General features: G+C 57.7%; 27 protein-coding genes. 7 read left to right on the top strand and 20 right to left on the bottom strand.

Features of this window, described 5'->3' with window-relative positions; translation table 11 throughout:
* Position 1: 1 nt before the first annotated feature.
* Positions 2 to 814 carry a CbbQ/NirQ/NorQ/GpvN family protein gene (locus DSCA_RS15080; protein ID WP_155317211.1) on the bottom strand — a complete coding sequence of 271 codons (813 nt, stop codon included), beginning with the start codon at positions 812 to 814 and terminating at the stop codon, positions 2 to 4.
* A 166-nt stretch (positions 815 to 980) separates the two neighbouring features.
* On the opposite strand from DSCA_RS15080, the gene DSCA_RS15075 reads away from it, so the two are divergent.
* Entirely contained in the window at positions 981 to 2,150 is a 1,170-nt protein-coding gene (locus DSCA_RS15075; protein ID WP_155317210.1) for a TraB/GumN family protein, read from the top strand.
* A gap of 117 nt (positions 2,151 to 2,267) precedes the next feature.
* Here the strand turns inward: DSCA_RS15075 and purN are convergent, their stop codons facing one another.
* Entirely contained in the window at positions 2,268 to 3,071 is an 804-nt protein-coding gene (purN, locus tag DSCA_RS15070) for a phosphoribosylglycinamide formyltransferase (protein WP_155317209.1), read from the bottom strand.
* Between the two features lie 229 nt (positions 3,072 to 3,300).
* On the opposite strand from purN, the gene DSCA_RS15065 reads away from it, so the two are divergent.
* From DSCA_RS15065 to rpmB, 5 genes are all read left to right on the top strand, one after another.
* Entirely contained in the window at positions 3,301 to 4,518 is a 1,218-nt protein-coding gene (locus DSCA_RS15065) for an EAL and HDOD domain-containing protein (protein WP_155317208.1), read from the top strand.
* Positions 4,519 to 4,704: 186 nt separating this feature from the next.
* Positions 4,705 to 5,034, top strand: a complete 330-nt coding sequence (trxA, locus tag DSCA_RS15060) for a thioredoxin (RefSeq protein ID WP_155317207.1) — start codon at positions 4,705 to 4,707, stop codon at positions 5,032 to 5,034.
* Between the two features lie 16 nt (positions 5,035 to 5,050).
* Positions 5,051 to 5,731: an outer membrane protein assembly factor BamD gene (locus DSCA_RS15055; RefSeq protein WP_155317206.1), complete on the top strand. Its 681-nt coding sequence runs from the start codon at positions 5,051 to 5,053 to the stop codon at positions 5,729 to 5,731.
* Positions 5,728 to 6,174, top strand: a complete 447-nt coding sequence (locus tag DSCA_RS15050; protein WP_155317205.1) for a DUF523 domain-containing protein — start codon at positions 5,728 to 5,730, stop codon at positions 6,172 to 6,174. The genes DSCA_RS15055 and DSCA_RS15050 overlap by 4 nt, the downstream gene beginning before the upstream one ends.
* Before the next feature lie 137 nt (positions 6,175 to 6,311).
* Complete coding sequence (gene rpmB / locus DSCA_RS15045; protein WP_155317204.1) at positions 6,312 to 6,503, top strand: 50S ribosomal protein L28; 192 nt, start codon at positions 6,312 to 6,314, stop codon at positions 6,501 to 6,503.
* On the opposite strand, the gene DSCA_RS15040 is transcribed toward rpmB, so the two are convergent.
* The 18 genes from DSCA_RS15040 to rpmF all read right to left on the bottom strand — a co-directional run bounded on the left by DSCA_RS15040 (position 6,500) and on the right by rpmF (position 24,237).
* Positions 6,500 to 8,641 (bottom strand): RelA/SpoT family protein, encoded by a 2,142-nt coding sequence (locus DSCA_RS15040; protein WP_155317203.1) that lies wholly within the window; start codon positions 8,639 to 8,641, stop codon positions 6,500 to 6,502. The two genes, rpmB and DSCA_RS15040, sit on opposite strands and share 4 nt — an antisense overlap.
* A gap of 2 nt (positions 8,642 to 8,643) precedes the next feature.
* Complete coding sequence (gene proS / locus DSCA_RS15035; RefSeq protein ID WP_155317202.1) at positions 8,644 to 10,164, bottom strand: proline--tRNA ligase; 1,521 nt, start codon at positions 10,162 to 10,164, stop codon at positions 8,644 to 8,646.
* Positions 10,165 to 10,266: 102 nt separating this feature from the next.
* Positions 10,267 to 11,349 (bottom strand): flavodoxin-dependent (E)-4-hydroxy-3-methylbut-2-enyl-diphosphate synthase, encoded by a 1,083-nt coding sequence (ispG, locus tag DSCA_RS15030; RefSeq protein WP_155317201.1) that lies wholly within the window; start codon positions 11,347 to 11,349, stop codon positions 10,267 to 10,269.
* 199 nt (positions 11,350 to 11,548) lie between these two features.
* Positions 11,549 to 12,199, bottom strand: coding sequence for an MBL fold metallo-hydrolase (locus DSCA_RS15025; protein ID WP_155317200.1), 651 nt, complete (start codon positions 12,197 to 12,199; stop codon positions 11,549 to 11,551).
* 165 nt (positions 12,200 to 12,364) lie between these two features.
* Complete coding sequence (gene nusB, locus DSCA_RS15020) at positions 12,365 to 12,814, bottom strand: transcription antitermination factor NusB (protein ID WP_155317199.1); 450 nt, start codon at positions 12,812 to 12,814, stop codon at positions 12,365 to 12,367.
* A gap of 2 nt (positions 12,815 to 12,816) precedes the next feature.
* Entirely contained in the window at positions 12,817 to 13,290 is a 474-nt protein-coding gene (gene ribH / locus DSCA_RS15015; protein ID WP_155317198.1) for a 6,7-dimethyl-8-ribityllumazine synthase, read from the bottom strand.
* Positions 13,291 to 13,308: 18 nt separating this feature from the next.
* A complete protein-coding gene (locus tag DSCA_RS15010) occupies positions 13,309 to 14,535 on the bottom strand; it encodes a bifunctional 3,4-dihydroxy-2-butanone-4-phosphate synthase/GTP cyclohydrolase II (RefSeq protein WP_155317197.1) in 1,227 nt (408 codons plus the stop codon).
* Between the two features lie 184 nt (positions 14,536 to 14,719).
* Positions 14,720 to 15,385 carry a riboflavin synthase gene (locus tag DSCA_RS15005; protein WP_155317196.1) on the bottom strand — a complete coding sequence of 222 codons (666 nt, stop codon included), beginning with the start codon at positions 15,383 to 15,385 and terminating at the stop codon, positions 14,720 to 14,722.
* 39 nt (positions 15,386 to 15,424) lie between these two features.
* Positions 15,425 to 16,525, bottom strand: a complete 1,101-nt coding sequence (gene ribD, locus DSCA_RS15000; protein WP_155317195.1) for a bifunctional diaminohydroxyphosphoribosylaminopyrimidine deaminase/5-amino-6-(5-phosphoribosylamino)uracil reductase RibD — start codon at positions 16,523 to 16,525, stop codon at positions 15,425 to 15,427.
* A gap of 219 nt (positions 16,526 to 16,744) precedes the next feature.
* The gene (gene nrdR / locus DSCA_RS14995; RefSeq protein ID WP_155317194.1) at positions 16,745 to 17,206 is read right to left on the bottom strand and encodes a transcriptional regulator NrdR; all 462 of its coding nucleotides are present in this window, start codon (positions 17,204 to 17,206) and stop codon (positions 16,745 to 16,747) included.
* A gap of 63 nt (positions 17,207 to 17,269) precedes the next feature.
* Positions 17,270 to 17,779 carry a deoxycytidylate deaminase gene (locus tag DSCA_RS14990; protein ID WP_155317193.1) on the bottom strand — a complete coding sequence of 170 codons (510 nt, stop codon included), beginning with the start codon at positions 17,777 to 17,779 and terminating at the stop codon, positions 17,270 to 17,272.
* Between the two features lie 12 nt (positions 17,780 to 17,791).
* Complete coding sequence (gene glyA, locus DSCA_RS14985) at positions 17,792 to 19,060, bottom strand: serine hydroxymethyltransferase (RefSeq protein WP_155317192.1); 1,269 nt, start codon at positions 19,058 to 19,060, stop codon at positions 17,792 to 17,794.
* 16 nt (positions 19,061 to 19,076) lie between these two features.
* Complete coding sequence (gene rpiB / locus DSCA_RS14980; RefSeq protein WP_155317191.1) at positions 19,077 to 19,529, bottom strand: ribose 5-phosphate isomerase B; 453 nt, start codon at positions 19,527 to 19,529, stop codon at positions 19,077 to 19,079.
* Between the two features lie 361 nt (positions 19,530 to 19,890).
* The gene (gene fabF / locus DSCA_RS14975) at positions 19,891 to 21,132 is read right to left on the bottom strand and encodes a beta-ketoacyl-ACP synthase II (RefSeq protein ID WP_155317190.1); all 1,242 of its coding nucleotides are present in this window, start codon (positions 21,130 to 21,132) and stop codon (positions 19,891 to 19,893) included.
* Between the two features lie 128 nt (positions 21,133 to 21,260).
* Complete coding sequence (gene acpP, locus DSCA_RS14970) at positions 21,261 to 21,488, bottom strand: acyl carrier protein (RefSeq protein WP_269434663.1); 228 nt, start codon at positions 21,486 to 21,488, stop codon at positions 21,261 to 21,263.
* A gap of 149 nt (positions 21,489 to 21,637) precedes the next feature.
* Positions 21,638 to 22,384, bottom strand: coding sequence for a 3-oxoacyl-[acyl-carrier-protein] reductase (gene fabG / locus DSCA_RS14965; protein ID WP_155317188.1), 747 nt, complete (start codon positions 22,382 to 22,384; stop codon positions 21,638 to 21,640).
* Positions 22,381 to 24,036, bottom strand: coding sequence for an acyl-CoA dehydrogenase family protein (locus tag DSCA_RS14960; protein WP_155317187.1), 1,656 nt, complete (start codon positions 24,034 to 24,036; stop codon positions 22,381 to 22,383). Before DSCA_RS14960 ends, fabG begins: the two co-directional genes overlap by 4 nt.
* A gap of 18 nt (positions 24,037 to 24,054) precedes the next feature.
* Positions 24,055 to 24,237: a 50S ribosomal protein L32 gene (gene rpmF, locus DSCA_RS14955; protein ID WP_155317186.1), complete on the bottom strand. Its 183-nt coding sequence runs from the start codon at positions 24,235 to 24,237 to the stop codon at positions 24,055 to 24,057.
* Between the two features lie 540 nt (positions 24,238 to 24,777).
* On the opposite strand from rpmF, the gene gltX reads away from it, so the two are divergent.
* The gene (gltX, locus tag DSCA_RS14950) at positions 24,778 to 26,187 is read left to right on the top strand and encodes a glutamate--tRNA ligase (RefSeq protein ID WP_155317185.1); all 1,410 of its coding nucleotides are present in this window, start codon (positions 24,778 to 24,780) and stop codon (positions 26,185 to 26,187) included.
* The last annotated feature ends 34 nt before the right edge of the window (positions 26,188 to 26,221 follow it).

The raw sequence follows: 26,221 nt of genomic DNA, 5'->3' as shown, positions 1-26,221 counted from the left end.
ATTAAATCAGGTCGTCAATGAGGTCATTGAGGGTTTCCTGAAGCCGGTCGTCATCGGTGAGCGGCTGGCACAGGGCCGCCGTGCAGGCGCCCTTGAAGGGGATTCCCTGGCGGATCAGGCTGGCGGCATAGATGAGCAGCCGGGTGGACGCGCCTTCGGTAAGCCCATGCTCCCTGATATGGCGGATTTTGCCTGCCAGGCCGACCAGGCGCGCCGCCGTGTCATGGTCCACCTTTCCTTCGATCGCCACGATGCGGGATTCGTCTTCCGGCTCCGGATAGTCGAATGAGAGGGAGACGAAGCGCTGGCGGGTGCTTTGTTTCAGGTCCTTGAGCACCGACTGGTAACCCGGGTTGTAGGAGATGACCATGAGAAAATCGGGATGGGCCTGGATGACTTCCCCTTTTTTGTCGATGGAGAGGGTGCGGCGATTGTCGGTCAGCGGGTGAACGACCACGGTGGTATCCTTGCGGGCTTCCACCACTTCATCCAGATAGCAGATGGCCCCCATACGCACGGCACGGGTCAGGGGGCCGTCAACCCAGACGGTTTCGTCGTCTTTGAGCAGGTAGCGACCGATGAGGTCCGAGGCAAACAGGTCCTCGTGGCAGGCCACGGTGATCAAGGGCCGTTTGAGCCGGAAGGCCATGTGTTCAATGAAACGGGTCTTTCCGCATCCCGTCGGGCCCTTGAGCATCACGGGCAGGCGAGCTGCTGCCGCTGCTTCGAACATGCGGATCTCGTTATCGGTATCCAGGTAAAAAGGTTCGGTATCGATGGTGTACGGGGTTTTGGAGGCCTCATCCAATGTCATCAGATCTATCCACCCTGTTTCGTATCCCACGACGTCTGGAATCCCGGTGGACCCCTTCCGGCAGGGCAACGCGCGGGGAATCAATATTTGACATCACGGCCGGAGCGTATATATTGGCTCAACTTGTAACCGCCGAGAAGCGATATAAAAAGGTAACATATATTCGATGGATGATAAACTCAACAGCGAGATGCTCCACCATCTGGATCATGACGGAAAACGGATCATCCTCGTGGGGACCGCCCATGTGTCCACGGAGAGCGTGAATCTGGTAGAAGCGGTCATTGCCGAGGTCAAGCCCGATACGGTTTGCGTTGAACTTTGTGAAAGCCGTGCCCAGGCCATCCGGCAGAAAGACCGCTGGCAGGAGATGGACATCATCAAGGTGATCAAAGAGAAAAAGGCCTTTCTCCTGCTTTCCAACCTGATGCTGGCATCCTTTCAAAAACGTATTGCCGACCGGCTCGAGGTGTCCCCCGGCCAGGAAATGATCCAGGCCATGGACTCGGCCGAGGCCGTTGGCGCTGCCGTTCATCTGGCGGACCGGGATATTCGTACCACCCTGTCACGGACCTGGCGAAACATGGGGTTGTGGGGCAAGATCAAGCTGATTTTCCAGTTGATTCTGTCCTTCGGGGAGGTGGACGAGATCAGCGAGGTGGATGTGGAAAAGATGAAGCAGCAGGATATGCTGGCATCGATTCTGGACGAGGTCGGTAAATCCATGCCCCAGGTTCGCACCAGCCTCATCGACGAGCGGGACCGCTACCTGGCGGAAAAGATCCGCACGGCGCCAGGGCAGACGATTGTGGCCGTCGTGGGCGCCGGTCACGTGCCGGGAATGAAGCGCTACTGGGATCAGCCCATCGACCTCGAGTCCCTGGAGACCCTGCCCCCCAAAGGGCAGTTTTCCGGATTCTTGAAATGGTTCATCCCTTTTTGTATCTGTGCCCTGATTCTTTATGGCTTTTTTCGCGGCGGCGCCGGCGCCGGGACCGACATGGTGACCTGGTGGGTGCTGGCCAACGGCATCCTGGCCGGACTGGGGGCATTGATCGCCCTGGGACATCCGCTGACGGTTCTATCGTCAATTCTGGCAGCGCCGCTGACTTCCCTCAACCCCATGATTGCCGCCGGATGGGTGTCCGGACTGGTGGAGGCGTTTTCGCGCAAGCCCAAGGTCAAGGATTTCGAAAGCCTGCCCACCGATATCCTCTCGGTCAAGGGATTCTGGCGCAACAAGGTCACCCGTGTGCTGCTGGTGGTGGTGTTTACCAACCTGGGAAGCGCCGTCGGGACCTTTGTGGCCATACCCATGATGATGAAGTATCTGTAGGGGATTCGGGGATTGAATATATGCTGTCGGCTTTAAATTAAATCGTTTGCCAATCCCCCAATCCCGTAATCCCTTAATTCGAAATCCTGATGTCGGAGGCCCGATCCCGATCCCACATCACCCCTTCTGCGCGATTTTCACTACCGTACGCTGGCAGACCTGGCCGTCGTCGAGGCGATGGGTCATTTTCACCGTTTGGACGAGCCCCAGGGCGAAATTCTGAATGCACTGCGGATACAACTGCCATTCCTGCTCCAGACCCTTGCGTTTCACGTCGTCCAGGGTGTCGGTTTCCATTATGGGAAACGCCCGCTGGCCGATGATGGGGCCCGAGTCTTCCCCGTAGTCGATAAAATGGACGGTGCAGCCCCCCACCTTGCACCCGTAACGAAAGGTGTCTCCATAGCCGTCGACCCCGGGAAAAGAAGGCAGAATAGCCGGATGGATGTTCATGATGCGCGGATGGACCGGATCGGTGTTGAAGCGGTCGATAAAATAAGGCGTCAGGTTGCGCATGAAACCGGCCAGAACCAGAAGGTCCACCGGACTGTGGGCCTTGATTACAGCAAGCAGGCGGACCTCGGCGGCGGCCCGGGTGCAGAAAAATTCTCTTACCCGGTCCTCGGGGGCCCCGTCGGCGAACAGGTGCTGTTTGGCGAGTATTTCTGAAAAATTGAAGTCGTCTGGCAGCGTGAAGTAGGCCGGATCCTGACGATAGGATCGGATAATCGGCCCGTATTCGACAACAAAGTCGGGGATGCCGTGTTTGCGCGCCCGGCCAAGGCCCTTCACCCCGGCTTGGTCCGACCCCACAAAGGCCATCTCTCCATCGATACGGCCGTCTTCACAGGCATCGATAATGGCCTGAAGGTTGGTTCCACCCCCTGAAATCAGTGCGCCGATGCGAAAACTTTTACCCATGTCAAGCCCCTTTTTCCCTTGAGTCTGCTTTGTCCGGCCCAAACCCTGCGTTGAAAAGAGGTAGCAGAGATGACCGGTCCGTGTCAATTTCCAGATGGGGTTTCCGTCGTTTAAGTTATTGCCCCCGGAGGCGATAAGAGTGGTTACGGGAAATGGTGAGTTCCCGCGATGCCCATGGGGCAGCGTCCTTTTGTACACAACCTGACGATAAGATGGTGGCGGTCTTCATATGGAAAATGTATACGTGGCCCGGCAGCCCATATTCGACAAGAACAAGAACATTTACGCCTACGAACTTCTTTTTCGCGACGGCACCGCCAATTATGTGCCCGATATCGATGGAGACGTGGCCACCACGGCCCTGCTGACCAACACGTTTTTCACCATTGGCATGGACACCTTGGCAGGAGGGAAAAAATCGTTTATCAACTTCACCCAAAAGCTCCTGGAGAAGAAAGTCCCGTTGCTTCTGCCCAGCGCAACCACCGTGATCGAAATTCTCGAAGATGTGAAACCTGACCCGGTGCTGATCGATGCCTGCACGCAAATGGTTGCCGAGGGCTATTCCATTGCCCTTGACGATTTCGTATATTTGCCGGAGCTGGAACCCCTTATTGCCATGGCATCCATCATCAAGTTCGATTTCCGTCTTACCCCCGAGAAGGGGATCGAAGCCTACCTGGAAAAAATTTCCAAAGCGGATTGCTGTTTGCTGGCGGAGAAAGTAGAGACCCACGACGAATTTGAGGCGGCCTTAAAAATGGGTTTCGAATTGTTCCAGGGGTACTTTTTCTGTAAGCCGGAAATCCTCCGGGGGCAAGAAATCCAAGGTTCTCAACTCAATCTTATGATGATCATGGCCCGGATCAACAGCGATACCTTCAGCTGCGATGAACTGGAGACGCTGATCGCCCGGGACATGGGCATCTCCTATAAATTGTTCAAGTATCTCAACTCCGCGTTTTTCGCCCGTGCCAGCAAGGTCGCTTCCGTCAAGCAGGCTCTGGTGTACCTGGGAGAAAAAGAAATCCGCCGTTTCGTGTCCCTGATCGCCATGTCCCGACTGGCGGAAGGAAAACCCAACGAACTGGTTCGGGCGGCCTGCATCCGGGGCAAGCTGTGTGAACTCCTGGGCACGGAAGCCCGGGAAAGAACATCCCCGTCGGAGATGTTCACCCTGGGCATGTTTTCCCTGATCGATGCTGTTTTGGACCAGCCCATGGACAAGATTCTGGGCGAACTGCCGCTTTCCGGGCCGATCAAGCGGGCCCTTGTGGACGCCAAAGGCCGCCTTGCCGGATACATCGAACTGGTGCGGTCCTATGAGGCCGGGCGATGGGACCGGGTGGCCCCCCTGTCAAGGGCTTTGAAGATTGATGACCAGGCCCTGCCCGCCCTGTATTTTCATGCCTGCAGATGGAGCGACAGTGCGGCGAAAGCCTGCTGAAAAATACGGCCATGGCAGGCCCCTGCTGCCCTGCCCGGCCTGTTGCGGAAACGCGAATCCGAAGCGCTGTGCAGACGGTTGCTGCCGGCCCGGAAATACACAGGAACGGTTGACAATCAAGGGCCTTATTATTATGTTTGTTTGACTTTTCAGCACCCCCAACTCCCATCGAAAGGATATCCCGACATGGCAGCAGGTATCATGGAAATAGAAGACAGCAACTTTGATGCTGAGGTAGTGAAGAGTGATAAACCCGCCGTGGTTGATTTCTGGGCTCCCTGGTGCGGCCCCTGCAAGGCCATTGGCCCCATTCTTGACGAATTGGCCAAAACCTATGGCGACCGGGTAAAATTTACCAAGTGCAATGTGGACGACAATCCGGTGACGCCCGGCAAGTTCGGCATCAAGGCCATTCCCACGCTGATCTTCTTCAAGGACGGCGAAGTGGCGGATCAAATCACCGGCATGGTCGCCAAATCCAAACTGGAAGAGGCACTCAACAGTGTCCTTTCCTGATGTTGTATACGTGGATATGAAACGGTTGCTGCTTGCCTGTGTCAGTATGATGCTGATTTGTTCCGGATGCGCGTGGCTGGAAGCCAAGGAAGACGATCTGTCCGCCCAGGAACTGGTTCAAAACGGTGTCGATTACTTCGAGGACGGCAATTATAAAAAGGCCATTGAATCGTTCGAGAAGTTGCGGGATTGGTATCCGTTTTCCCGATATGCCATCCTGGCGGAGTTGAAGATTGCCGATGCCTATTTCAACCTGGAATCCTATGCCGATGCCATCTTTGCCTACGAAGAGTTTGAGCAGCTTCATCCCCGCAACGAAGCGGTTCCGTATGTGGTTTTTCAAATCGGCCGGTCGTATTTCAACCAGATCGACACCATCGACAGGGACCAGTCCAATGCCGCCAAGGCGCTGGAGACCTATCGCCGCCTGATCCGTCAATATCCCAACGACGCTTATGCCGGCATGGCCAAAAGCGATGTGGTGGCTTGCTACCAGAGCCTTTCCGGACATGAGTTTTATGTGGGAACCTTTTACTACAAAAACAAGAATTACAAGGCGGCCAAGGAACGCTTTACCGCCGTGGTCGAAAAGTACCCGGACGTGGGACACCATTACGAGGCCTTGACCTACCTGGCCAACTGTGACGCCTGGATTCAATCGCAGCTGCAGCCGCCGGAGGTCCCGTCGGCACCATGATTCTCGTCAGCGCCTGCCTGTGCGGCCAACGGTGCCGGTACGACGGGCAAACCAAAAAAAAACAGGCCCTCATCACACAACTGGGCAGGGAAAACATCCTTCCCGTCTGCCCCGAACAACTGGGCGGCTTGGCGACCCCGCGGCCGGCATGCCGGTTGCTCGGCGGTGACGGGGCGGACGTGCTGGCCGGGTGCGCTCGCGTGGTTGATGAACTGGGCGTCGACCGCACCGGTGCTTTTGTGAAAGGAGCCCGTCTGACCCTGGAGATGGCCTTGTCGCATGGGGTCGACCGATGCTGTCTGAAGGCCAAAAGCCCGTCATGCGGATCCGGGCTGCTGATGGCATTGCCCCCCGATGAACTGCCGGACGGCTACCGGCCCGTGCTGGGGGTGGCAGCCGCCCTGCTCCAGGCCCACGGCTTCCACATCGAAGAAGTTTTGTAACGGGATGCAAACGGTTTTGCGGTGGAAAAGGCTTTACATGAGCAGCGATTTAATGTAACAAACCTGAGTTTGAAAAAACAGTCGGGGCCGAATGGCCCGTGAATCTACCCATGTGAAATAAACGGAGAAAGTTGGTCATGTCTAAAATGTGCGAAATATGTGGAAAAAAACCCATGGTGGGAAGTAACATCAGCCACGCCCATAACATCACCAAACGCCGGTTTAATCCCAACCTTCAGAGCGTTCGGGCGCTGTACAAGGGGCGGGTCAAAAAAATGGTGGTCTGTACCCAGTGCATCAAGTCGGGTCACGTCGTCAAAGCGGCCTAGCCCAACCGTCTGACCTCCAGGACCTGCTTGACCTGTTTTAAGGACTCCACCACACGGGTCAGATGGTCCGTGCCCTGGACCGACAACGTAAAATAGCTGTCCACGGTCTGGTTGTCTTTGGTCTCCGTATTGGCACTCAAAATGTTGGCGCCGCTCTTACTGATGTTGGCCGCCACGTCCGCAAGCAAACCTACCCGGTCAAGGGAACGCACGACGATTTTGACCGGGTAGGATTCGTTCATTTCCTGGTTCCACTCCACCTCGATCTGGCGCTCCGGATTCAATTTCATGGCATTGACGCAGGTGGTTCGGTGAATCGTCACGCCGTACCCCCGGGTAATATATCCGGTGATGGGATCACCGGGCACCGGTTGACAGCATTTGCCGAAACGCACCAGGATGTCATCCACCCCCTTGACCACCACCCCGCCTTTTTCCTTTTTCTTCCTGTCCTTGGCGACGATTTTATTGAAGAGGGATTCGGTGTCGTCCACCACTTCCTTGGGGGTGATCTTACGGATGATCTGCAGCGGCGTGATTTTGCCGTAGCCGATGTTGGCAATCAGGTCTTCGGTTTGCTTGAACCCAAAGCCCTCCACGACTTTTTGCATCTCTTCGCTTTTAATCAGGGCGTTGAAGTTCAGCCGGAATTTTCGAAAGGCCTTTTCGCACATTTCCCGGCCCAGGGAGACGCTGCGCTCCTTTTCCTGGGTTTTGATCCATTGCCGGATGCGGGAGCGCGCCTTGACCGTCTTGACAAAATTGAGCCAGTCTTTTGACGGGTGGTGCCCCTTGCTGGTGATCACCTCGACGATTTCACCTGTCTGGAGCTCATATTTGAGCGGGACCATGCGGCCGTTCACCTTGGCGCCCACACATTGAGCGCCCACTTCGGTGTGGATCAGGTAGGCGAAATCCACCGGTGTGGCGCCCTTGGGCAGCGATTTGATCTGTCCCTGGGGGGTGAACACATAGACCTCGTCGGGAAAAAGGTCGATGCGCACATTCTCCAGGAATTCATTGGGGTCCCTGAAGGCTTCCTGGTTTTCGACCAGATTCTGCACCCAGGCAAAGGTTTTGGAGACATTCTCGTCGATGACCTTGCCTTCCTTGTAGCTCCAGTGGGCAGCGATTCCCGATTTGGCCACCCGGTCCATTTCATGGGTGCGGATCTGGATTTCGATGCGCTCGCCGAAAGGGCCGATGACGGTGGTGTGCAGGCTCTGGTACATGTTCGGCTTGGGCATGCCGATGTAGTCCTTGAACTTCTTGGCGATGGGCCGCCACAGGCTGTGCATGAGTCCCAGGGCTTCGTAGCACTGGGGGATCGTGTCCAGGATGATCCTGAAGGCGATGATGTCGTAGACTTCTTCGAACGGCAGATTCTGGCTCAGCATCTTCTGGTGAATGCTGAAAAAATGTTTGTAGCGACCGTTGACCTGGGCTTTCAGCTTGTTTTCGTCCAGCTTTTTATGGATGTAAAGTTTGACGGTTTCCACATAATTTTCACGGTCTTCCCTGTCCTTGTCCACCCGGTCCCGGATATCCTGGTAGGCTTCGGGGTTGAGGAAACGAAAGGACGAGTTTTCAAGCTCATTCTTGATCCAGTAGATGCCCAGGCGGGCGGCAATGGGCGCATAGATATCCAGCGTTTCCCTGGCAATCTTCTTTTTTTTGGCCTCGCTCCGGTGGAACTGGAGGGTTCGCATGTTGTGGAGGCGGTCGGCCAGCTTGATGAGGATGACCCGGATGTCGTCGGCCATGGCCAGCAGCATTTTGCGGATACTTTCCGCCTCCCTGGCCTGGGCGCTGTTAAAGGGCAGCTTGCTCAGTTTGGTAACGCCGGAGACGATGTGCATGACGTCGTGGCCGAACATTTCTCCGATTTCGGCTTCCGTGGCGTGGGTGTCTTCGACGACATCGTGGAGCAGGCCGGCGGCGATGCTGATGGAATCCAGCTTCATGTCGGCCAGGATGCCGGCCACTTCGAGGGGGTGGGAGAGATAAGGTTCGCCGGAGAGGCGCATCTGACCGTCATGCACCCGGGCCGAAAAGATGTAGGCCCGGTCGATGATGTCCACATCCACATCCGGGTGGTTTTCGAGGACCTTATCGAGGATGTCGGTGATTCGAATCATTTTTAATAGGCTTTGGCAAAGACGACCCGCTTGTCGCTGGATTTGCCGCAGCAGATGCAGGTCCCCGTTTCCGATCCGGCATCTATCGGGACGCAGCGGATGGTGACATTGAGATCCGCTTTGATTTTGCTTTCGCAGGCCTCATCCCCACACCAGTGGGACATGGCAAAACCGCCGTGGACCTCCGGTTTTTCCTGGTTTTTCGGGGTGAACCAGTCGTAGAAATCGCTTCGGTCGTCCACATTGCGGGTGTGTTCCTCGCGGAACCGGCAGGCCCGCTGGAACAGCTGGTTCTGGATGTCGTCCAGGATATCGGGCAGCTGCGCAATGAAAGCCTCGCGCTTGATGGCGGTTTTGTCCCGGTGGGGGCGGTCACGACGTCCGACGAAAACGGAATCCGCAGCCATGTCCCGCGGCCCGATTTCCAGCCGAAGGGGGATGCCTTTTTTGATCCAGTCCCATCCCCGGGCCCCACCGATGTCACGGTCATCGATTTCCACCACCAGATTCCGGCCGGCATAGACCATTTCCCTCAAGGCCGCGGCCAGGCCGTTGACGTAGTCCATGACCTGCTGCCGGTCATCCGGCTTTCTGAAAATTGGCAGCAGCACCACATGGGCCGGGGCGACCCGGGGCGGCATGATGACGCCGTCGTCATCGCCGTGGGTCATGATCAATCCGCCGATCATGCGTGTGGAGGTTCCCCAGGACGTCGTCCAGGCAAATTCTTCGGTTTCGGTTTCAGTCTGGAAACTGATATTGGAGGCCTTGGCGAAGTTTTGCCCCAGGAAGTGGGAGGTGCCAGCCTGAAGCGCCTTGCGATCCTGCATCATGGCTTCGATGCACAAGGTGTCCACCGCACCGGGGAAGCGCTCCGCCGCCGTCTTGTGGCCCTCGATGACCGGTATGGCCAGGTAGTCCTGAACCATGCGGGTGTAAACGCTGAGCATCATCCGTGTGCGTTCGATGGCCTCGGTATCCGTGGCATGGGCGGTGTGGCCCTCCTGCCAGAGAAATTCGCTGGTGCGAAGGAAAATCCGGGTCCGCATCTCCCAGCGCACCACGTTGGCCCACTGGTTGATCAGCAGCGGCAGGTCACGGTAGCTGCCGATCCATTTGGAGAAGGAATCGCCGATGATGGTTTCCGAAGTGGGACGAACCACCAGGGGGTCGGTGAGGGGGCCGCCCGGAACCAGTCTGCCGCCGGGCGCCTTCTCCAGGCGATGATGGGTGACAACGGCGCATTCCTTGGCGAACCCTTCAACATGTTCGGCTTCTTTTTCCAGGAAATTGATGGGAATAAAGAGCGGAAAATAGGCGTTTTTCACGCCGGTGGCTTTGAACATCCGGTCCATTTGCGCCACGATGTTTTCCCACAGGGCGTATCCCCAGGGTTTGATGACCATACAGCCGCGAACCGGGGCGCGTTCGGCCATGTCCGATGCCTTGATGACCTGCTGGTACCATTCCGGATAATCTTCAGCCCGTGAGGGTGAGATGGCATTTTTCTGCTGTTTTCCCATGTCTGTGTCCTAACTGTTTTTTTTCGGAATCAATTTCAAAAGCGCCCATTGCCCCTCCCCGCGTCATCCCTAACATGGGCGCATCGGGGGGTGGAAGACGGTTCAATGGGCGTCGGCCTGCGCTTCAAACTCGTCCACGGCTTCCAGAACCACCTCGACCAGCCGGTCTTGCGGAAATTTCTTGACCACTTTTCCTTTTTTGAACAGGATGCCCACCCCATTTCCGCCGGCGACGCCGATGTCTGCCTCCCGGGCTTCGCCGGGGCCGTTGACCACACATCCCATAATGGCCAGCTTCACCGGGGTGGACCGTGTCATCAGGGCCTTTTCGACCCGGTCCACGATATCAAACAAAGGGATATCGCATCGTCCGCAGGTGGGGCAGGAGATTATTTCCGGCCCCCGGTGCCGAATGTCCAGCGCCCTGAGGATTTCATAGCCCACCCGGATTTCCTCCACCGGGTCCCGGGTGAGGGAAACCCGCAAGGTGTCTCCGATGCCTTCGGCCAGCAGGGAACCGATGCCCAGGGCCGATTTAACGATACCCGAGTAAAGGGATCCGGCTTCGGTCACTCCCACGTGAAGGGGGAGGTCTGTTTTTTGGGACAGCAGCCGGTAGGCTTCAAGGGTGCGGGGAACATCCGACGCCTTGATGGAAATTTTGATGTCGTGAAAATCCAGCTCCTGCAGAAGGGACACGTGGCGCAGGGCGCTTTCAACCATGCCGTCGGCGGTAACCCCTCGATGCTTTTCGAGAATGTCCTTTTCCAGGGACCCGGCGTTTACACCGATGCGAATGGGAATCCGGCATTCCCTGGCGCACGCGACCAGCGCCTTGATATGCTTTTTACTGCCGATGTTGCTGGGGTTGAATCGCAGGCCGTCCACACCGGCCCTGGCCGATGCAATGGCCAGACGGTAGTCAAAATGGACGTCGGCCACCAGGGGGATGTCAATCTGCCGTTTGATCCGGCTGACGGCATCCGCCGCCGATTGGTCGGGAACCGCCACCCGGACGATTTCACACCCGGCCTGCTCAAGCTGCCGAATCTGTCTGACCGTGGCCGTGACGTCATCGGTTTTCGTATTGGTCATGGACTGGACACTGATGGGTGCGCCACCCCCTACGGCAACGCCGCCCACCATGATCCGACGGGTTTTTTTTCGCTTTATGGATAGAGGCATTTTGCTGTTGTGGGGCCCTGGAAGTAAATGATGTCGATTTAACCCTGAGAATCAGCATGCACAATAATAGCGAAAAATACCAAATGTCAAAGCACAAATATCGGACGAGGGCTTGAGACGCGATTTGAGCGGACTGTCGGCACCATGCCTTCATTTGGCATTTTTCATTTTCCCTCAGGCATTGATGCGCAACGCGGCGCTATCCCAGGCCGCAGAACGGGTTGGTCCGCTTTTCAACGCCGATGGTGGTATTGCCCATGTGCCCCGGATAAACTTCGACCCCGTCGTCCAGTGAAAAGAGCTTGGTCCGGATGCTGCTGATCAGCGTGTCGAAATTCCCGCCGGGGAAATCGGTTCTGCCGATGGAGCCGCGAAAGAGGGTGTCTCCCACGAAAACCGCTTTTTTCAGGTCGCCGGCTTGTTGGTATTCGGTGTAGAGGCCGATACCGCCGGGGGTATGGCCGGGCGTGTGAAGCACCGTCAGGGTATGGGTGCCGAACGTGATGGTATCCCCGTCGTTCAGCAGCCGGTCCGCCGTCGGTGAATCTTCCGCCGCCAGTCCCCAGGCCGCCGCCGAAGCCGACAGTTGGGAGAGCATGGGGGCGTCGGCGCTGTGGATGAGAATATCGGCGCCGGTGGTCTCTTTGAGCCGCTTGTTGGCACCCACGTGGTCAAAGTGGCCGTGGGTATTGATGATATGCACGACGGTCAATCGATCCCCTGACAAGGTGGTGAGGATTCTGTCGGCATCGTCGCCGGGGTCGATGACCACTGCCTGGCGTGTCTCTTCGCATCCGAGTATAAAACAGTTTGCCTGAATGGGGCCCAGGGCCATTTGACGGATAATCAAGCTCTTCCTCCTGGCGGAAATATTGTTGTAATTCTGAATTTTAAATGTTGAATGCTGAACTGAGGTATTTTGTCAATTGTTAAAATGAGAGTCTGCCTTCATTCAAAATTGGACTGATGGCAACCTGCATTTTCAATGGAGATGCCGACGTTCAGCATTCATCCTTCAGCTGCTTTGTCCGGTGGCTTTGGGTACGCAGGATACCTGATTTTCCTCTATGGCGATCCGCAGGCTGTCCAGGATGCCGTTGATGAAAGCACCGGACTCCTCGGTGCCGAAGCGCTTGCCGACATCGATGGCTTCGTTGATGGACACCTTGGGCGGAATGTCGGCGCAAAAGAGCAATTCGAACGCGGCGATTCGCAACACATTGCGATCCACGCAGGACATGCGCGAGAGCTTCCAGTTGCTGGAGAACTGTTCGATCACCGTATCGATGGTTTCACGGTTTTCCTGCACCCCGCAAACCAGACGATGGAAAAAGGGCTCCGCCGGATTTTCTTCCGTAAACGAGTTGCAGAAAGAACCAACGGGGTCTTCCCCCGGATCACGGTGCATGTCCATGTAAAACAGGGCCTGCAGGGCCTGTTCCCTGGATAGTCGACGGGTTCCCATGCTTATCCCTTGTCCACCGTATCCATGAGGTTGGCCATTTCAATGGCGGACACGGCCGCACTCCAGCCTTTGTTGCCCGCTTTGGTGCCGGCGCGTTCGATGGCCTGCTCGATGGTGTCCGTGGTGACGATGCCGAAAATGACGGGAACCTGCGTCTCCATGCTCACCTGGGCAATGCCCTTGGACGCTTCGGCGCAGACGTAGTCAAAATGGGGCGTGGCACCGCGGATGACGGCCCCCAGGCAAACGATGGCATGGTATTTGTTGCTCTGGGCCATCCGCTGGGCCAGCATGGGGATTTCAAACGCACCGGGCACCTTGACGACATCGATGTCCGCGTCATCCGCACCACTGCGGGTCAGGGCGTCCACGGCCCCGCCCACGAGTCTGTCCGTTATGAAATCGTTGAAACGGCTGGCGATGATACCGAACCGTTTTCCCTTGGCGACCAGGCCGGCTTCGATGATATTCGGCATAAGACGGGTATCCTTTTCTTATTGATGCGTTGTGGTCTCTTCAAAACTGAGGGTATGGCCCATTTTCAATTTTTTGCATTCAAGATAGCACCGGTTGTGCTCGTTTGGCTCGACCTCGATGGGCACCTGCTCCACCACGCTGAGCCCATAGCCCTGAAGCCCGACCATCTTTTTGGGGTTGTTGGTCAGCAGGCGCATTTTGCGGACGCCGATGTCCACCAGCATCTGGGCGCCGATACCGTAGTCGCGCAGGTCATCCTTAAACCCCAGCTTCAGGTTGGCCTCAACCGTGTCCATCCCCTTGCAGCGCTGCAGTTCATAGGCCTTGAGCTTGTTGATCAGGCCGATGCCCCGCCCTTCCTGGCGCAGGTAGAGGATGACCCCGGCTCCCTCGGCCGCCACCATTTCCATGGCCTTGTGCAGCTGGTCGCCACAGTCGCAACGCATGGATCCGAAGATGTCCCCGGTCATGCATTCCGAGTGCACCCGCACCATGGTGGGCTGGTCCGGGTCGATTTCCCCTTTTACCAGGGCAATGTGGGTCAACTCATCCACGTCGTTTTCAAAGGCGATCATTTTGAAGTCACCGCCGTGCAGGGTGGGAATGACGGTTTCGGCCGCGCGGTGAACGAAGCTCTCCGTACGGATGCGATACTCGACCAGATCGGCGATGGTGCAGATGCCGATACCGTGCTCCTCGCTGAATTTTTCAAGGGCCGGCATGCGGGCCATGGTGCCGTCGTCATCCATGATTTCGCAGATGACGCCCGCCGGCTTGAGGCCGGCCAGCCGGGCCAGGTCCACGCTTCCTTCGGTCTGCCCCACCCGCACCATGACGCCGCCGTCACGGGCCCGCAGCGGGAAGATGTGTCCGGGGCGGGTCAGATCGCCTGCTTTGGCGTCGTCGGCCACTGCCGCCGCCACGGTGGTGGCCCGGTCAGCGGCGGAGATGCCGGTGGTCACCCCGCATTTGGCTTCGATGGAGACCGTGAATCCGGTTTCGAAGGGGCTGGTGTTGTTCTGCACCATCATGGGCAGGTTGAGCTGGGCGCATTTTTCAGCGGTCAGTGACAGGCAGATGAGGCCCCGTCCGAATTTGGCCATGAAATTGATGGCTTCGGGGGTCACCATTTCCGCCGCCATGGTCAGGTCGCCTTCGTTTTCCCGGTCTTCATCGTCGACTAGGATAACCATTTTGCCATTTCGGATATCCTCGATGGCTTGGTCGATGGTAATTGTTGGCATGGTGGATCTTTCTCCTGCAGTCCGTTCATCTTGACGACCTGGCAACCGGCATCCTTCATGCTGAATTGTTGACAACGTCGTCCAAACGTGGGTTGTGGTGAATGGTTCCCCAGTCAATTGCCGCAAGGCGATGCGCCGGGGACCACAAAACGGCCCATTGCCGCGTCGTGCCTGGGGGTCCTTATCAGATAAATCCGGATTTGGCCAGCAAAGCCCTGTCTATGCCACCGTGGGATGTATCGGCCTCGCTTCCCGGCCGTCCGGGGTTGAGGACAAAACGTTCCACGTACTTGCCGATCATGTCGGTTTCGATGTTGACCGGATCTCCCACCTTCTTGAGACCGATCGTGGTGAGGCCGGCCGTGTGGGGAATGATGCTGACTTCGAATGACGTGCTGTCGCAGCGGTTGACCGTCAAGCTGGTGCCGTCGACGGCGACGGACCCTTTTTCGATCATGTACCGAGACAGGCTCTCGGATACCCGGTAGGTGATGACGATGGCATTGGCCAGGGTTTTTCTCTCCCGCAGGGTGCCCGTGCCATCCACGTGGCCGGAAACGAGGTGGCCGTCCAGCCGGTCCGACAGTCGCAGGGCACGCTCCAGGTTGACGCGCTCGCCGATTCTGATTCCGCCCAGAACACTGCGTTTCAGGGTCTCCGGGGAGACATCCACGGTAAACCGGCTTCCTTCGAGGATGACGGCGGTCAGGCAGGCGCCGTTGACGGCGATGCTGTCGCCGATGCGGGTTCCCGTGAGATCGAAATCCGAGGTGATTGACAGCCGGCTTCCCTGGCCGGATGGATGGATGGCGGTAACGGTGCCTAGCCCTTCAATGATTCCTGTGAACATGTTGGTAAAAATAATGTGTAAACGGTTGTTGTCAATGGATCAGCGGGGTTTAAGATAACCCTGAAGCATCACATCCGCATCGAATCGGAACACGTCCAGATCGTGGATGGGAAGGCTTTCCTGCATGCGCTCCGGGCCCGCTCCCCGGCAGATGGGAACCCCGTCGTCACCGCCCAGTATCTTTGGCGCGTAAAAGAAACAGACCTTGTCCACGATTCCGGCGGCAAAGGCTGAACCGAGAACCGAGGCGCCTCCCTCGATCAGCAGGCTGGTGATGTCCATGGCGCCCAGCCGTTCCATCAGCGCCGGCAGGTCGATGAGGCCGCCTTCCAGCGGCACCTCGATTACCCGTGAACCGGAAACTTCCAGCGCGTGACGGCGATCCGCCGGCGCATCCGGCCCGCAGATCACCCAGGTGGGGGCATCGGACGCCTGAGCGATCATTTTTGCAGTCGCAGGCATCGACAGATGGGTGTCCAGAATGATGCGCGTCGGGTCTGAACCGGCTTGGCCGTCAAGCCGGGTGGTCAGGCTGGGGTCGTCTTTTTTAACCGTTTCCACGCCCACCATGATGCCATCGACCGCGTGACGGATCCGATGAACGAACTGACGCGACGCCGGACCGGTCACCCAGCGGGAGTCACCGGTGCGTGTGGCGATTCGCCCGTCGAGGGTCGCCGCGCATTTTGCGATGACAAATGGTTTGCCGGTGGTGGCCCAGGTGATAAACCCCTCGTTGAGCGTTCGGGCCTCCTTTTCGCAAACGCCGGTGGTCACGGCGATGCCCTGCGCCTGCAGGGCCGCGTTGCCGCCCCCCGCGACGCCGGGGTTGGGGTCGGTCATGGCCACCACCACCCGCCGGATTCCGGCATCGATAATTTTTCGGGTGCACGGCGGTGTGCGGCCAAAATGGTTACATGGTTCCAGGGTGACGTAAAGGGTCGCTCCCCGGGCCTGGCTGCCGGCATCATCGATGGCGTGGACCTCGGCATGGGGCCCGCCCGCCCGTTGATGATAACCCCGGCCCACGACCTGTCCGTGCCGGACCACCACTGCGCCGACCATGGGATTGGGAGAGGTCCGGCCCACCCCTTTTTCGGCCAGGGCCAGGGCCTGTTTCATAAATTCGTAATCGCTCATGATCATTAATTCAGGATCGTAGAATGCTTCCTCAGATAAAACAATTGAAAAGGATTCCAGGATTCGAGGGTTCAAGGAGTCAAGTGGCCGTTTAGCGGCACTCCTTAAGGTGTCTTAAGAGAGATTACCTAATTTCAGGCAGACTATTTATTCCATGAAATCCCGTATGCTTTCCCTCGGCCTCTTGAAACCGTGACCCCTTCTGCCCTTGGCAACGCATTACTTGGCCGGGTGGCTCAGCAGCCGTTTGAGTTCGGATACAAAGTCGTTTACATCCTTGAACTCGCGGTATACCGAGGCGAAGCGGACGTAGGCGATGTCGTTGAGTTCGTGCAGTTTGACCATGACGCGCTCGCCGATATCGTGGGAAGGGATTTCCTTTTCGCCGATCTCACGAAGGTCCCGCTCCAGGTCGTCGATAAATTCCTCGATGAGATTCATACTGATGTCCAGTTTCTGGCAGGCTTTGCGGATACCCGACCCCACCTTTTCGCGACTGAAGACTTCGCGACGGCCATCCTTCTTGATGATCATGATTGGAATTTCTTCAATGTGCTCGTAAGTCGTGAAGCGCCGGGTGCATCCGAGGCATTCCCGCCGGCGCCGGATTACGCTGCCGTCCTTGCTGACCCGTGAATCGATGACCTTGTTGTCAAGCTCTCCGCAATATGGACATTTCATGAAATCTCCTTCCGCTGGCTGCGTAACGTTTTTGAACCGACTGGCAGGGAAACGAATCGACCATTATCCATTTTCCGACAAACGAATCGTCACGACCGGATTGGCCGGCTCCAACTGGCGACAGGCAACTCCGGCCTGCTCAAACATGTGCCTTGAGGCGCGGACGGAATCGGTGCCGGCATACTTGTCAGACAGATAGACCACCTCGCGGATTCCCGCCTGGATAATCACCTTGGCACACTCATTACAGGGAAACAGGGCCGTATAGATGGCACAACCGGTGAGGTTGCCGGGCACGCTGTTTAAAACGGCATTCAGTTCCGCGTGGCAGACGTAGGGATATTTGGTGTCTATAAAATCTCCCTCGCGACTCCAGGGCAGGGTGTCGTCGGAGCATCCGGTGGGGAACCCGTTGTATCCCACCCCGACGATGCGTTTCTGGCTGTTGACGATGCAGGCGCCGACCTGGGTGCTGGGGTCCTTGCTGCGCTGGGCCGAAAGCAGGGCCACGGCCATGAAATAGTCGTCCCAGGAGAGGTAGCCGGATCGCTTGCCGGAGTGGGCTGCTTGCATGAGTGATCTCCTTTAACGTCCGTCGTCGTCCGCCGGCGGATACAGGGGGAATGCATCGCACAGCGCCTGTACCTGCGACCTTGTTTTTTTCAGCAGCACCCGGTTGTCGGGGTCCTTGAGGATCTCAGCCATGAGGCCCGCGATGGCCTTCATCTGATCGGCCGACATTCCCCGGCTGGTGACATAGGGGGTGCCAATGCGAATACCGCTGGTCACATGGGGGCTTCGGGTTTCAAAGGGGATGGCATTTTTGTTGACGGTAATTCCGGCGCGTCCCAGGGCGGCCTCTGCTTCTTTTCCGGTGACGTCCAGGCCGCTGCGGCTGAGGTTGATCAGAATCAGGTGGTTGTCCGTGCCGCCGGACACGAGGTCCAGGCCCTTTTCTTGGAGGGCATCGGCCAGGGCGGCCGCGTTGGCGACAATGTCTTTCTGGTACCGCTTGAATGGGGCTCCCAGAGCTTCCTTGAAAGCCACGGCCTTGGCGGCGATGATGTGCATCAGCGGGCCGCCCTGGATGCCGGGGAATACCTGGCTGTTAATTTTTTTGCCGCAGGCCTTCCGGGCCAGGATCAAGCCTCCCCGGGGGCCCCTCAAGGTCTTGTGGGTGGTGGAGGTGACCACGTCGCTGTGTGGGATCGGGGACGGGTGCATGCCGGCGGCCACCAGGCCGGCGATGTGGGCCATGTCCACCATCAGCAGGGCATCGATGGCACGGGCGATGTCCGCCAGGGCCTTGAAATCGAAAAAGCGGGGGTAGGCACTGGCGCCGGCGACGATCATCCGGGGGCGGTGCTTTCTGGCCAGACGCGCCACCTCGTCGTAGTCGATGGTTTCCGTTTCCCGGTCAACGCCGTAGTGGACAAAATGAAAAAGCCGGCCGGAAAAGCTGACCCTGGCGCCGTGCGTCAGGTGGCCGCCGTGGGCCAGATCCATTCCCAGCACGGTGTCGCCCGGTTCCAGCAATGCAAAATAGGCCGCCATGTTGGCCTGGGAGCCCGAGTGGGGCTGCACGTTGGCACTGTCGGCGCCGAACAGGGCCAGCGCCCGGTCGATGGCCAGCTGTTCGGCCCGGTCGACGAACTCACAACCACCATAGTAGCGTTTTTCGGGGTAGCCTTCGGCGTATTTGTTGGTCAGGATGCTGCCCTGGGCCGCCATGACTGCCCGGCTGGCGATATTTTCGGATGCGATCAGCTCCAGGTGGGACTGCTGACGCGCCGTTTCATCTTCGATGACCCGTGCTATTTCAGGGTCGGTCGCGCTGATCCAGTCGTTATTCAACGGTTTTTCTCACTTTCTATACGGTGTCAAACATGTCCAGGCGGCGTTGATGCCGCCCTCCCTCGAAGGGGGTTTCCAGCCAGGTCCTCAGGATCTCCAGTGCCAGGATGTCGCCGATGACCCGCCCCCCCATGACCAGGATGTTGGCGTCGTTGTGCCGTCGACTCATGGCCGCCGAGAAAAGATCGTTGCACAGGGCTGCGCGTACATGGGGGTATTTGTTGGCCACCATGGACATGCCCAGTCCCGTTCCGCAGATGAGAATGCCCCGCTCAACCTCGCCCGAGGATATCTTTTCGGCCACGGTTTTCCCGGTATCGGGATAATCCATGGATGCGTCGCTGTGGGTGCCGACATCGATGACGGCGATGCCCTGAGCCTCCATCGCTGCTTTCAGTGTTTCCTTGAGTCGATAGGCTGCATGGTCGCAACCGATGATGATTTGCCGTGGGCCGGGTGTTTCGGTCATGGCAGGATTTCCTTTCGAAGGTAAAATCGTGGTCGATAAATGGTCTGACCTGTTTACATATCCATAACCATCAATCACCGCAAGAAAAAAAACGGAAGTGTTCAGGCGGGTTAGGGTTGAGGAGAGAGGGCGCAAAGGGTCGTGCGGGACGTTCATGACAACCCGGGCCCAACGTCGGGCATGAAACCGGTGAATGCCTAAGGAAGGTACGCGGTGCCTTCGTCGGGATGACATCGGGCAGCGGGGCCTTCCTTCGCCAGCCGTGATTGGGTGCCGGATATGCCGCGATGCACTTTTTTCGACCCCGCCCGGGGCAGGTGGTCATTCGCGTTTGGACCGGCCCGCAAGAAAGGTTTCCCGATCAGGGAGCGTAGCGCTTCACCACGAGGCTGGCGTTGGTGCCGCCGAAGCCGAACGAGTTGGACATGGCGTAGGTGAGGTCGGCTTTTCGGGCCACCTTGGGGACGTAATCCAGATCGCATTCGTCGGCTGGATTTTCCAGGTTGATGGTGGGCGGGATGATCCCGTTTTTCAGGGCCAGCACCGTAGACGAGGTTTCGATGCCGCCGGCACCGCCCAGCAGATGGCCGGTCATGGATTTGGTCGAAGAAACGGGCACCTGGGAGGCGGATTCGCCAAAGACCTTTTTGATTGCCCGGGATTCGTACAGATCGTTCAACGGCGTGGATGTGCCGTGGGCATTGATGTAGTCGATGGCCTCACAGGTGATGCCCGCGCTGTCGATGGCGGCCTGCATGCACCGGATCATGCCATCGCCGTCCGGCGATGGCGAGGTCATGTGGTAACCGTCTCCACTTTGTCCGTAGCCGGCCATTTCCGCCAGGATGGTTGCACCCCGCTCCAGTGCGTGTTCCAGATCTTCGAGAATCAGCATGCCGGCACCTTCGCCGACCACGAACCCGTCACGGTCGCGGTCAAAGGGCCGTGACGCCTGTTGCGGATCGTCATTGCGGGTGGAGAGGGCTTTCATGGCGTTGAAGCCGGCAATGCAGGTGGGCGTAATCACCGATTCCACCCCGCCGGTGATCATGGCGTCCGCCTGCCCCCGCAGGATGGTGTGGTAGGCATCGCCGATGGCATGGGCACCGGCGGCGCAGGCCGTGGCCACGGAGATATTGGGCCCTTTGGCCCCCAGATGAATGGAGATCATTCCCGGGGCCATGTTTCCGATGAGCATGGGGATGAAAAAGGGGCTGACGCGTTTGGGGCCTTTTTCCTGGACGGTGTGGGCGGTCAACTCCAGGCTGTGCAGTCCGCCCAGTCCGCAGCCGGTGATCACGCCTACGCGGGGGCCATTGGTTTCGTCGATCGTCAGGCGGGCGTTTTCAACGGCCATCCGGGCTGCGGCCACGGCAAAGGCAATGAATTTTTCGGTGCGTCGGGCCTCTTTCTTGGGAAGGAAATCCTCAGCCTTGAAACCTTTTACTTCCGCCGCGATTTTGGTGGAAAACGCAGAGGTGTCGAAACCCGTGATCTCACCAATGCCGGACCGGCCTTCACAAAGGCCCGACCAGGTTTCATCGACGCCGACACCCAGCGGTGTTACGAGTCCCAATCCGGTAATGACTACCCGTCTTTCCAAAGATTTTCCCCTTCCGGTTCAATAATAATTATGAATGGTTAATTCTGAAATTTGAATGAATATATTCTGCCCTTTTCAAAAAGGCAGGATTCATCCATTCAAAATTAGAAATCAGACCTATCGTCAGATCAGTGTTCCTTGATATAGTCGAAGGCGTCTTTGACAGAAACCAGTTTTTCCGCATCTTCATCGGAAATGTCGACGTCGAACTCCTCTTCCATGGACATGATCAGTTCTACCAGGTCGAGGCTGTCAGCACCCAGGTCGTCGACAAAAGAGGCCTCCGGAACCACTTCGGCGATGTCCACACTGAGTTTTTCGGCGATGATTTTTTTGACTTTATCTTCTACAGACATGATGTTCTCCTTTCAAAAATTAAACAGAATTAAGGGATTCGGGTATTCAGGGATTGAGAAAGTAAAGGCTCAGGGCTTGATGATTTGTCATGACGAACGGTCTATTCACCCATTCCCTGTTCCTGAATTCCTCAATCCCCCAATCTTTTTTACATGTACATGCCCCCGCTAACATGGATGGTCTGGCCGGTGATGTAGTCCGCTGATGCGGAGGCCAGAAAAGCGACGACGCCGGCTATGTCTTCCGGGGTGCCGATCCGTCCCATGGGGATCTGGTCGATCATGGCCGCCTTGGCTTTGTCGTTGAGGTCGCCGGTCATATCGGTGTCGATATAACCGGGTGCCACGGCGTTTACGGTAATGTTGCGACTGGCCAGCTCACGGGCCACAGCCTTGGTCAGGCCGATAATGCCCGCTTTGGCGGCGACGTAGTTGGCCTGGCCCGGATTGCCGGAGACGCCGACGACCGAAGAGATGTTGATGATCCGCCCGTAGCGCTGCTTCATCATGGCTTTGGCGGCCACCTTCATGCAGTTAAACGTTCCTTTCAGGTTGACGTCCATGACGGCGTCCCAGTCGGCGGCCTTCATTCTCACCAGCAGGCCGTCGCGGGTGATGCCGGCGTTGTTGACCAGCACGTCGATCCGGCCGGCCTTTTTCAAAACTGTGCCCAGGTAGTCGGCCACTGCGGTTTCCGAAGCCACGTCCACCTGGTGAAAATGGGCGCTGCCGCCGGCTGCCGCGATCTCCCCGGCAGTGGTTTCGGCCGCATCCAGGTCCGTGTTGTAATTAAAAAAGACAGCGGTTCCCGGTGCACTCAGGGCGGCACAGATGGCCCGTCCGATGCCGCGTGATCCGCCGGTTACCACAACGATTCGTTCGAATGTGTCGGTCATGACGCCCTCCCGAAAATCCGGTCGGCGATGTGATCCATATCGTCGATCAGGCCGCGGTAGCTGCCTTCCAGTACCTGCAGTTCCAGGGTCGTCAGGATATCATCGGCAACACCGGCTTCGATGGCACCGGTCCCCAGGACAATCGTCCGGGCCTTCTCTGACACCAGTCGGGCGCAGGTGTTGGCGAACACCCGGGCCGTGGCCAGGGCGGTTTTATCCGCTTCGTTGACCGCCTGCCGGGTCATGCTGTCCGCCACTTCCACATGGGCCATCATGTCGGCCAGGGCAAACATGACCTGCTGGTGGCGGGTGAGGCGGTTTTCATGGGCAAAGTTGATCACGCGGTTCAACGCCCGGGCACAGGCGGCGACCGTCCGGCAGCCGGCCTGAAGGCCGGTTTCGGTCAGTGCATCCAGGTTCCGGGCCATTTCTTCGTAATAGGCGCCCTTGGTTTTTCGGGTCTTCTTCCAGCGGAACGTGGAAATGATGCTCTGCTGGATTTCACTGGTGCCTTCGTAGATGCAGGTGATTTTTACATCCCGCTTGATTTTTTCCACACCGAATTCGGTGATGTAGCCATAGCCGCCCAGGGCCTGCATGGCGTCGTCCGCCGCCCGGTTGGCCGCTTCTGAGGTAAAGAGCTTGGCGATGGACCCCTCTACCTGAAGGTCTTCGTTTTCGCTGTCCAACCGCCGGGCGGTGGCTTCGATGTAAGCGGCGGCGGCCTTCAGGTTGACCCAGTGGGGAACGATCAGTTTATTGGTGTATCCTTTTTTCTCGGCGAGGGGGCCGCCGAACTGCACCCGTTCGTGGGCATAGGGAACGGCGATCTCATTCAATGCCGCTTCTCCGGCCCCCAGGGCCATGGCCGCCACCATCAGGCGGGTGTAGCCAAACACCTGGTTGGATTGCTTGAGCCCCTTGCCGGGTGCGTCGCCGATCATATTCTCCAGGGGAACGAACACATCGGAAAACGTCAGGGGGGAGGTGTTGGAGGCTCTGATGCCATGCTTCTCCTCTCCCTTGTGCTGCTCGAATCCCTCGGTTCCCTTTTCGACCACAAAAAAAGTGGGGCCTTCGGGGGCCTGTGCCAGCACGGTCACGAAGTCGGCGTAGCCGCCGGTGGAGATGAACTGTTTGGACCCGTTGATCCGGTAGCCGGTGAGGGTTCCGGAATCGTCCAGGACCGGTTCCGCCTTGGTTTTGAGAGATGCCAGGTTGCTGCCGGCTTCCGCTTCGGTCACGGCGTAGGCCACCAGGCTGTTCCCCTCGGCGACAGCGCCCAGCCATTTTTCCTTCTGGGCCTCGGTGCCTCCGACCATGATCGGATCCGAGCCCAGCTGAATGGCAAAAAATGCCGTTCCCACACCCAGGCAGATTTTGCACATCTCCCGGGTGACCACGCAGCAGTCCATGGCGCCACCGCCCATGCCACCGTACTCCTCGGGGATGAACAGCAGCTGGAGACCGATTTCCGGGCTCAGCATTTCCCTGACGGCAGCCTCGGGAAAAATTTCTTCACGGTCCCATTCCAGGACGGCTTTTTTGGTAAGCAGGCGCTTGGCCAGCTGGCGAACGGTGTCGACCACCATCTGCCGGGTCTCTTCGTCCAATCCACCTTGCGGGCGATGGGCTCCGGTATCGCTCATCATTGGTTTTTCCTATGGGGTTCAGTCGTCGTCAGTGGCAATCACGCTCTTGCCCTTGTATTCACCGCATTCGGGGCAGGCATGGTGGGGAAGTTTGGCTTCGCCGCATTCCGGGCAGGTTCCCACTTCCGGTGCGTCGATTTTTTTGTGGGTTCGTCGTTTGTCCCGTTTTGACTTGGATGTCTTGTGCTTTGGTACCGCCATTAGTAATCTCCTAACATACTGAAATATTGATAAATTATCCAGAATCTACCCGCTTCGCATTGGGTAGCGCCTCTAGTAATTAAAATGCTGAAGAATGTCAAGGCTTTTCCTGAAAATCTTTTATGATGCACCCTTGTTCCACCTGTCGGGATGTGATAATGAGGTGGCCGGAAATGGGTGAGCAATTTCCGGGTGTGCCGTCATTATATGTGATTTCGGCTGGTTAAATTTGAATCGCAGCGGTTGCCAAATGGCGGTCCGATTGCCGGCCGGCGAGGTGGCCGGGATGGCAGCCATCCTCCGGGAGGCATGAAAACGGGGCCACCGCCCATGATCTGAGAATGACTAGTAAAATTACTATATGGGTCATTTCTCCGGGCGAATGGAATAGCTTCGTTTGACTTGCCGTCAAAGACTGTAAAGCATTGCCATTGGACGCTGATCGGCCATCCGGCAACGGAAACCTCAGTCATGCAAAGCGGGCGGCCCCAACTGCTTCTTCATGATAAACACAAATACGTTAACCATAAGGTAGGTGAAATGGAAACCGTCATTACCCGATTCCCGCCGAGCCCCACGGGATACCTGCATGTGGGCGGTGCGCGCACGGCGTTGTTCAACTGGCTCTACGCCCGGAAGCATAATGGAAAATTTGTCCTTCGAATCGAAGACACCGATACGGTGCGGTCCACCCAGGCATCCGTCGATGCTATTTTTGAAGCCATGGACTGGCTGGAACTGGACTGGGACGAGGGACCCTACTACCAGACCCAGCGGTTTGACGTATATCGGGAATACCTCCAGCGGCTGCTGGATTCGGGCGATGCCTACTATTGTACCTGCACCCCGGAGGAGGTGGAGGCCATGCGCCGGAAGGCCAAGGCCGAGGGCGGCAAACCCAAATATGACGGCCGGTGCCGGGAACGCGGCCTGCCCCGTTCGGACAATGCCGTGATTCGCTTCAAATCCCCGCTCTCCGGCACCACGGTGGTGGAAGATGTGATCAAGGGCGACATCGTTTTCCAGAACAGCGAACAGGATGATTTCGTGATCTGCCGCAGCGACGGAACGCCCACCTACAATTTTGTGGTGGTGGTGGATGACATCACCATGGGGATCAACACGGTGATCCGCGGTGACGATCACGTGATGAACACGCCCAAGCAGATCCTGCTATACCGGGCATTGAAATCCCCGCTGCCCGTGTTCGGCCATGTTCCCATGGTGCTGGGCAAGGACAAGACGCGCCTGAGCAAGCGCCACGGCGCCATGTCGGTGACGGCATACCGGGATATGGGGTATCTGCCCGATGCCTTCATCAACTACCTGGCCCGCCTGGGGTGGTCGCATGGCGACCAGGAGTTTTTTACCCGGCAGGAACTGGTGGACAAATTCAACCTCGAGCATATCGGTCGTTCCGCCAGCGTGTTCGACCCGGACAAGCTCACGGCCCTCAATGCCGACCATATCCGGGCGGCATCGGTCGGCCAGCTCGCCCCCCGGGTGCTGCCCTTTCTGGCTGAGAAGGGGTATGACGCGGCGGATGACGATTACCTGGCCGGTGTCATCGGCAGCCTGCACGCCCGCAGTAAAACCCTGGCAGAAATGGCCGACGGCGCCCGTTTCTACTATCTGGCCGACGTCCGGCCATATGATCCCAAGGCGGCTAAAAAGTTCCTCAAGCCGGCGGCGGCCGGCGTGCTTTCCCTGCTGGCCCGCGAACTGGATGCACTGGCGGACCTGGCGGAAAAGACCCAGGAGGGCGCCTTCAAGCGCGTGATGGATGAAACGGGGCTGGGTTTCGGGAAGATTGCCCAGCCGGTGCGGGTGGCCCTGACCGGGACAACGGTCAGCCCCGGCATTTTCGAAGTGATCGAGGTGTTGGGCAAGGAGCGGGTGCTGGATCGTTTGAAAAGGGCCGTGGCGTATATTGAAACCATGGGTGCATAGGGGATAAATCTCAAATTCCAATGATCAAATCACA

The sequence above is a fragment of the Desulfosarcina alkanivorans genome (assembly GCF_009688945.1).
Taxonomy (GTDB): Bacteria; Desulfobacterota; Desulfobacteria; order Desulfobacterales; family Desulfosarcinaceae; genus Desulfosarcina; species Desulfosarcina alkanivorans.
This window is presented reverse-complemented; position numbering and strand designations above follow the sequence as displayed.

What these genes read in the sequence shown, in the direction of transcription:
- rpmB (WP_155317204.1), top strand. Translation starts at nt 6,312, where the DNA reads ATGTCTAAAATGTGCGAAATATGTGGAAAAAAACCCATGGTGGGAAGT.
- DSCA_RS15075 (WP_155317210.1), top strand. Translation starts at nt 981, where the DNA reads ATGGATGATAAACTCAACAGCGAGATGCTCCACCATCTGGATCATGAC.
- DSCA_RS15010 (WP_155317197.1), bottom strand. Translation starts at nt 14,535, where the DNA reads ATGCCAACAATTACCATCGACCAAGCCATCGAGGATATCCGAAATGGC.
- purN (WP_155317209.1), bottom strand. Translation starts at nt 3,071, where the DNA reads ATGGGTAAAAGTTTTCGCATCGGCGCACTGATTTCAGGGGGTGGAACC.
- DSCA_RS14960 (WP_155317187.1), bottom strand. Translation starts at nt 24,036, where the DNA reads ATGATGAGCGATACCGGAGCCCATCGCCCGCAAGGTGGATTGGACGAA.
- trxA (WP_155317207.1), top strand. Translation starts at nt 4,705, where the DNA reads ATGGCAGCAGGTATCATGGAAATAGAAGACAGCAACTTTGATGCTGAG.
- ribH (WP_155317198.1), bottom strand. Translation starts at nt 13,290, where the DNA reads ATGCCGAATATCATCGAAGCCGGCCTGGTCGCCAAGGGAAAACGGTTC.
- DSCA_RS15040 (WP_155317203.1), bottom strand. Translation starts at nt 8,641, where the DNA reads ATGATTCGAATCACCGACATCCTCGATAAGGTCCTCGAAAACCACCCG.
- acpP (WP_269434663.1), bottom strand. Translation starts at nt 21,488, where the DNA reads ATGTCTGTAGAAGATAAAGTCAAAAAAATCATCGCCGAAAAACTCAGT.
- DSCA_RS15050 (WP_155317205.1), top strand. Translation starts at nt 5,728, where the DNA reads ATGATTCTCGTCAGCGCCTGCCTGTGCGGCCAACGGTGCCGGTACGAC.
- DSCA_RS15080 (WP_155317211.1), bottom strand. Translation starts at nt 814, where the DNA reads ATGACATTGGATGAGGCCTCCAAAACCCCGTACACCATCGATACCGAA.
- proS (WP_155317202.1), bottom strand. Translation starts at nt 10,164, where the DNA reads ATGGGAAAACAGCAGAAAAATGCCATCTCACCCTCACGGGCTGAAGAT.
- ispG (WP_155317201.1), bottom strand. Translation starts at nt 11,349, where the DNA reads ATGCCTCTATCCATAAAGCGAAAAAAAACCCGTCGGATCATGGTGGGC.
- ribD (WP_155317195.1), bottom strand. Translation starts at nt 16,525, where the DNA reads ATGAGCGATTACGAATTTATGAAACAGGCCCTGGCCCTGGCCGAAAAA.
- rpiB (WP_155317191.1), bottom strand. Translation starts at nt 19,529, where the DNA reads ATGACCGAAACACCCGGCCCACGGCAAATCATCATCGGTTGCGACCAT.
- nrdR (WP_155317194.1), bottom strand. Translation starts at nt 17,206, where the DNA reads ATGAAATGTCCATATTGCGGAGAGCTTGACAACAAGGTCATCGATTCA.
- gltX (WP_155317185.1), top strand. Translation starts at nt 24,778, where the DNA reads ATGGAAACCGTCATTACCCGATTCCCGCCGAGCCCCACGGGATACCTG.
- DSCA_RS14990 (WP_155317193.1), bottom strand. Translation starts at nt 17,779, where the DNA reads ATGCAAGCAGCCCACTCCGGCAAGCGATCCGGCTACCTCTCCTGGGAC.
- rpmF (WP_155317186.1), bottom strand. Translation starts at nt 24,237, where the DNA reads ATGGCGGTACCAAAGCACAAGACATCCAAGTCAAAACGGGACAAACGA.
- DSCA_RS15065 (WP_155317208.1), top strand. Translation starts at nt 3,301, where the DNA reads ATGGAAAATGTATACGTGGCCCGGCAGCCCATATTCGACAAGAACAAG.
- DSCA_RS15005 (WP_155317196.1), bottom strand. Translation starts at nt 15,385, where the DNA reads ATGTTCACAGGAATCATTGAAGGGCTAGGCACCGTTACCGCCATCCAT.
- nusB (WP_155317199.1), bottom strand. Translation starts at nt 12,814, where the DNA reads ATGGGAACCCGTCGACTATCCAGGGAACAGGCCCTGCAGGCCCTGTTT.
- fabG (WP_155317188.1), bottom strand. Translation starts at nt 22,384, where the DNA reads ATGACCGACACATTCGAACGAATCGTTGTGGTAACCGGCGGATCACGC.
- DSCA_RS15055 (WP_155317206.1), top strand. Translation starts at nt 5,051, where the DNA reads ATGAAACGGTTGCTGCTTGCCTGTGTCAGTATGATGCTGATTTGTTCC.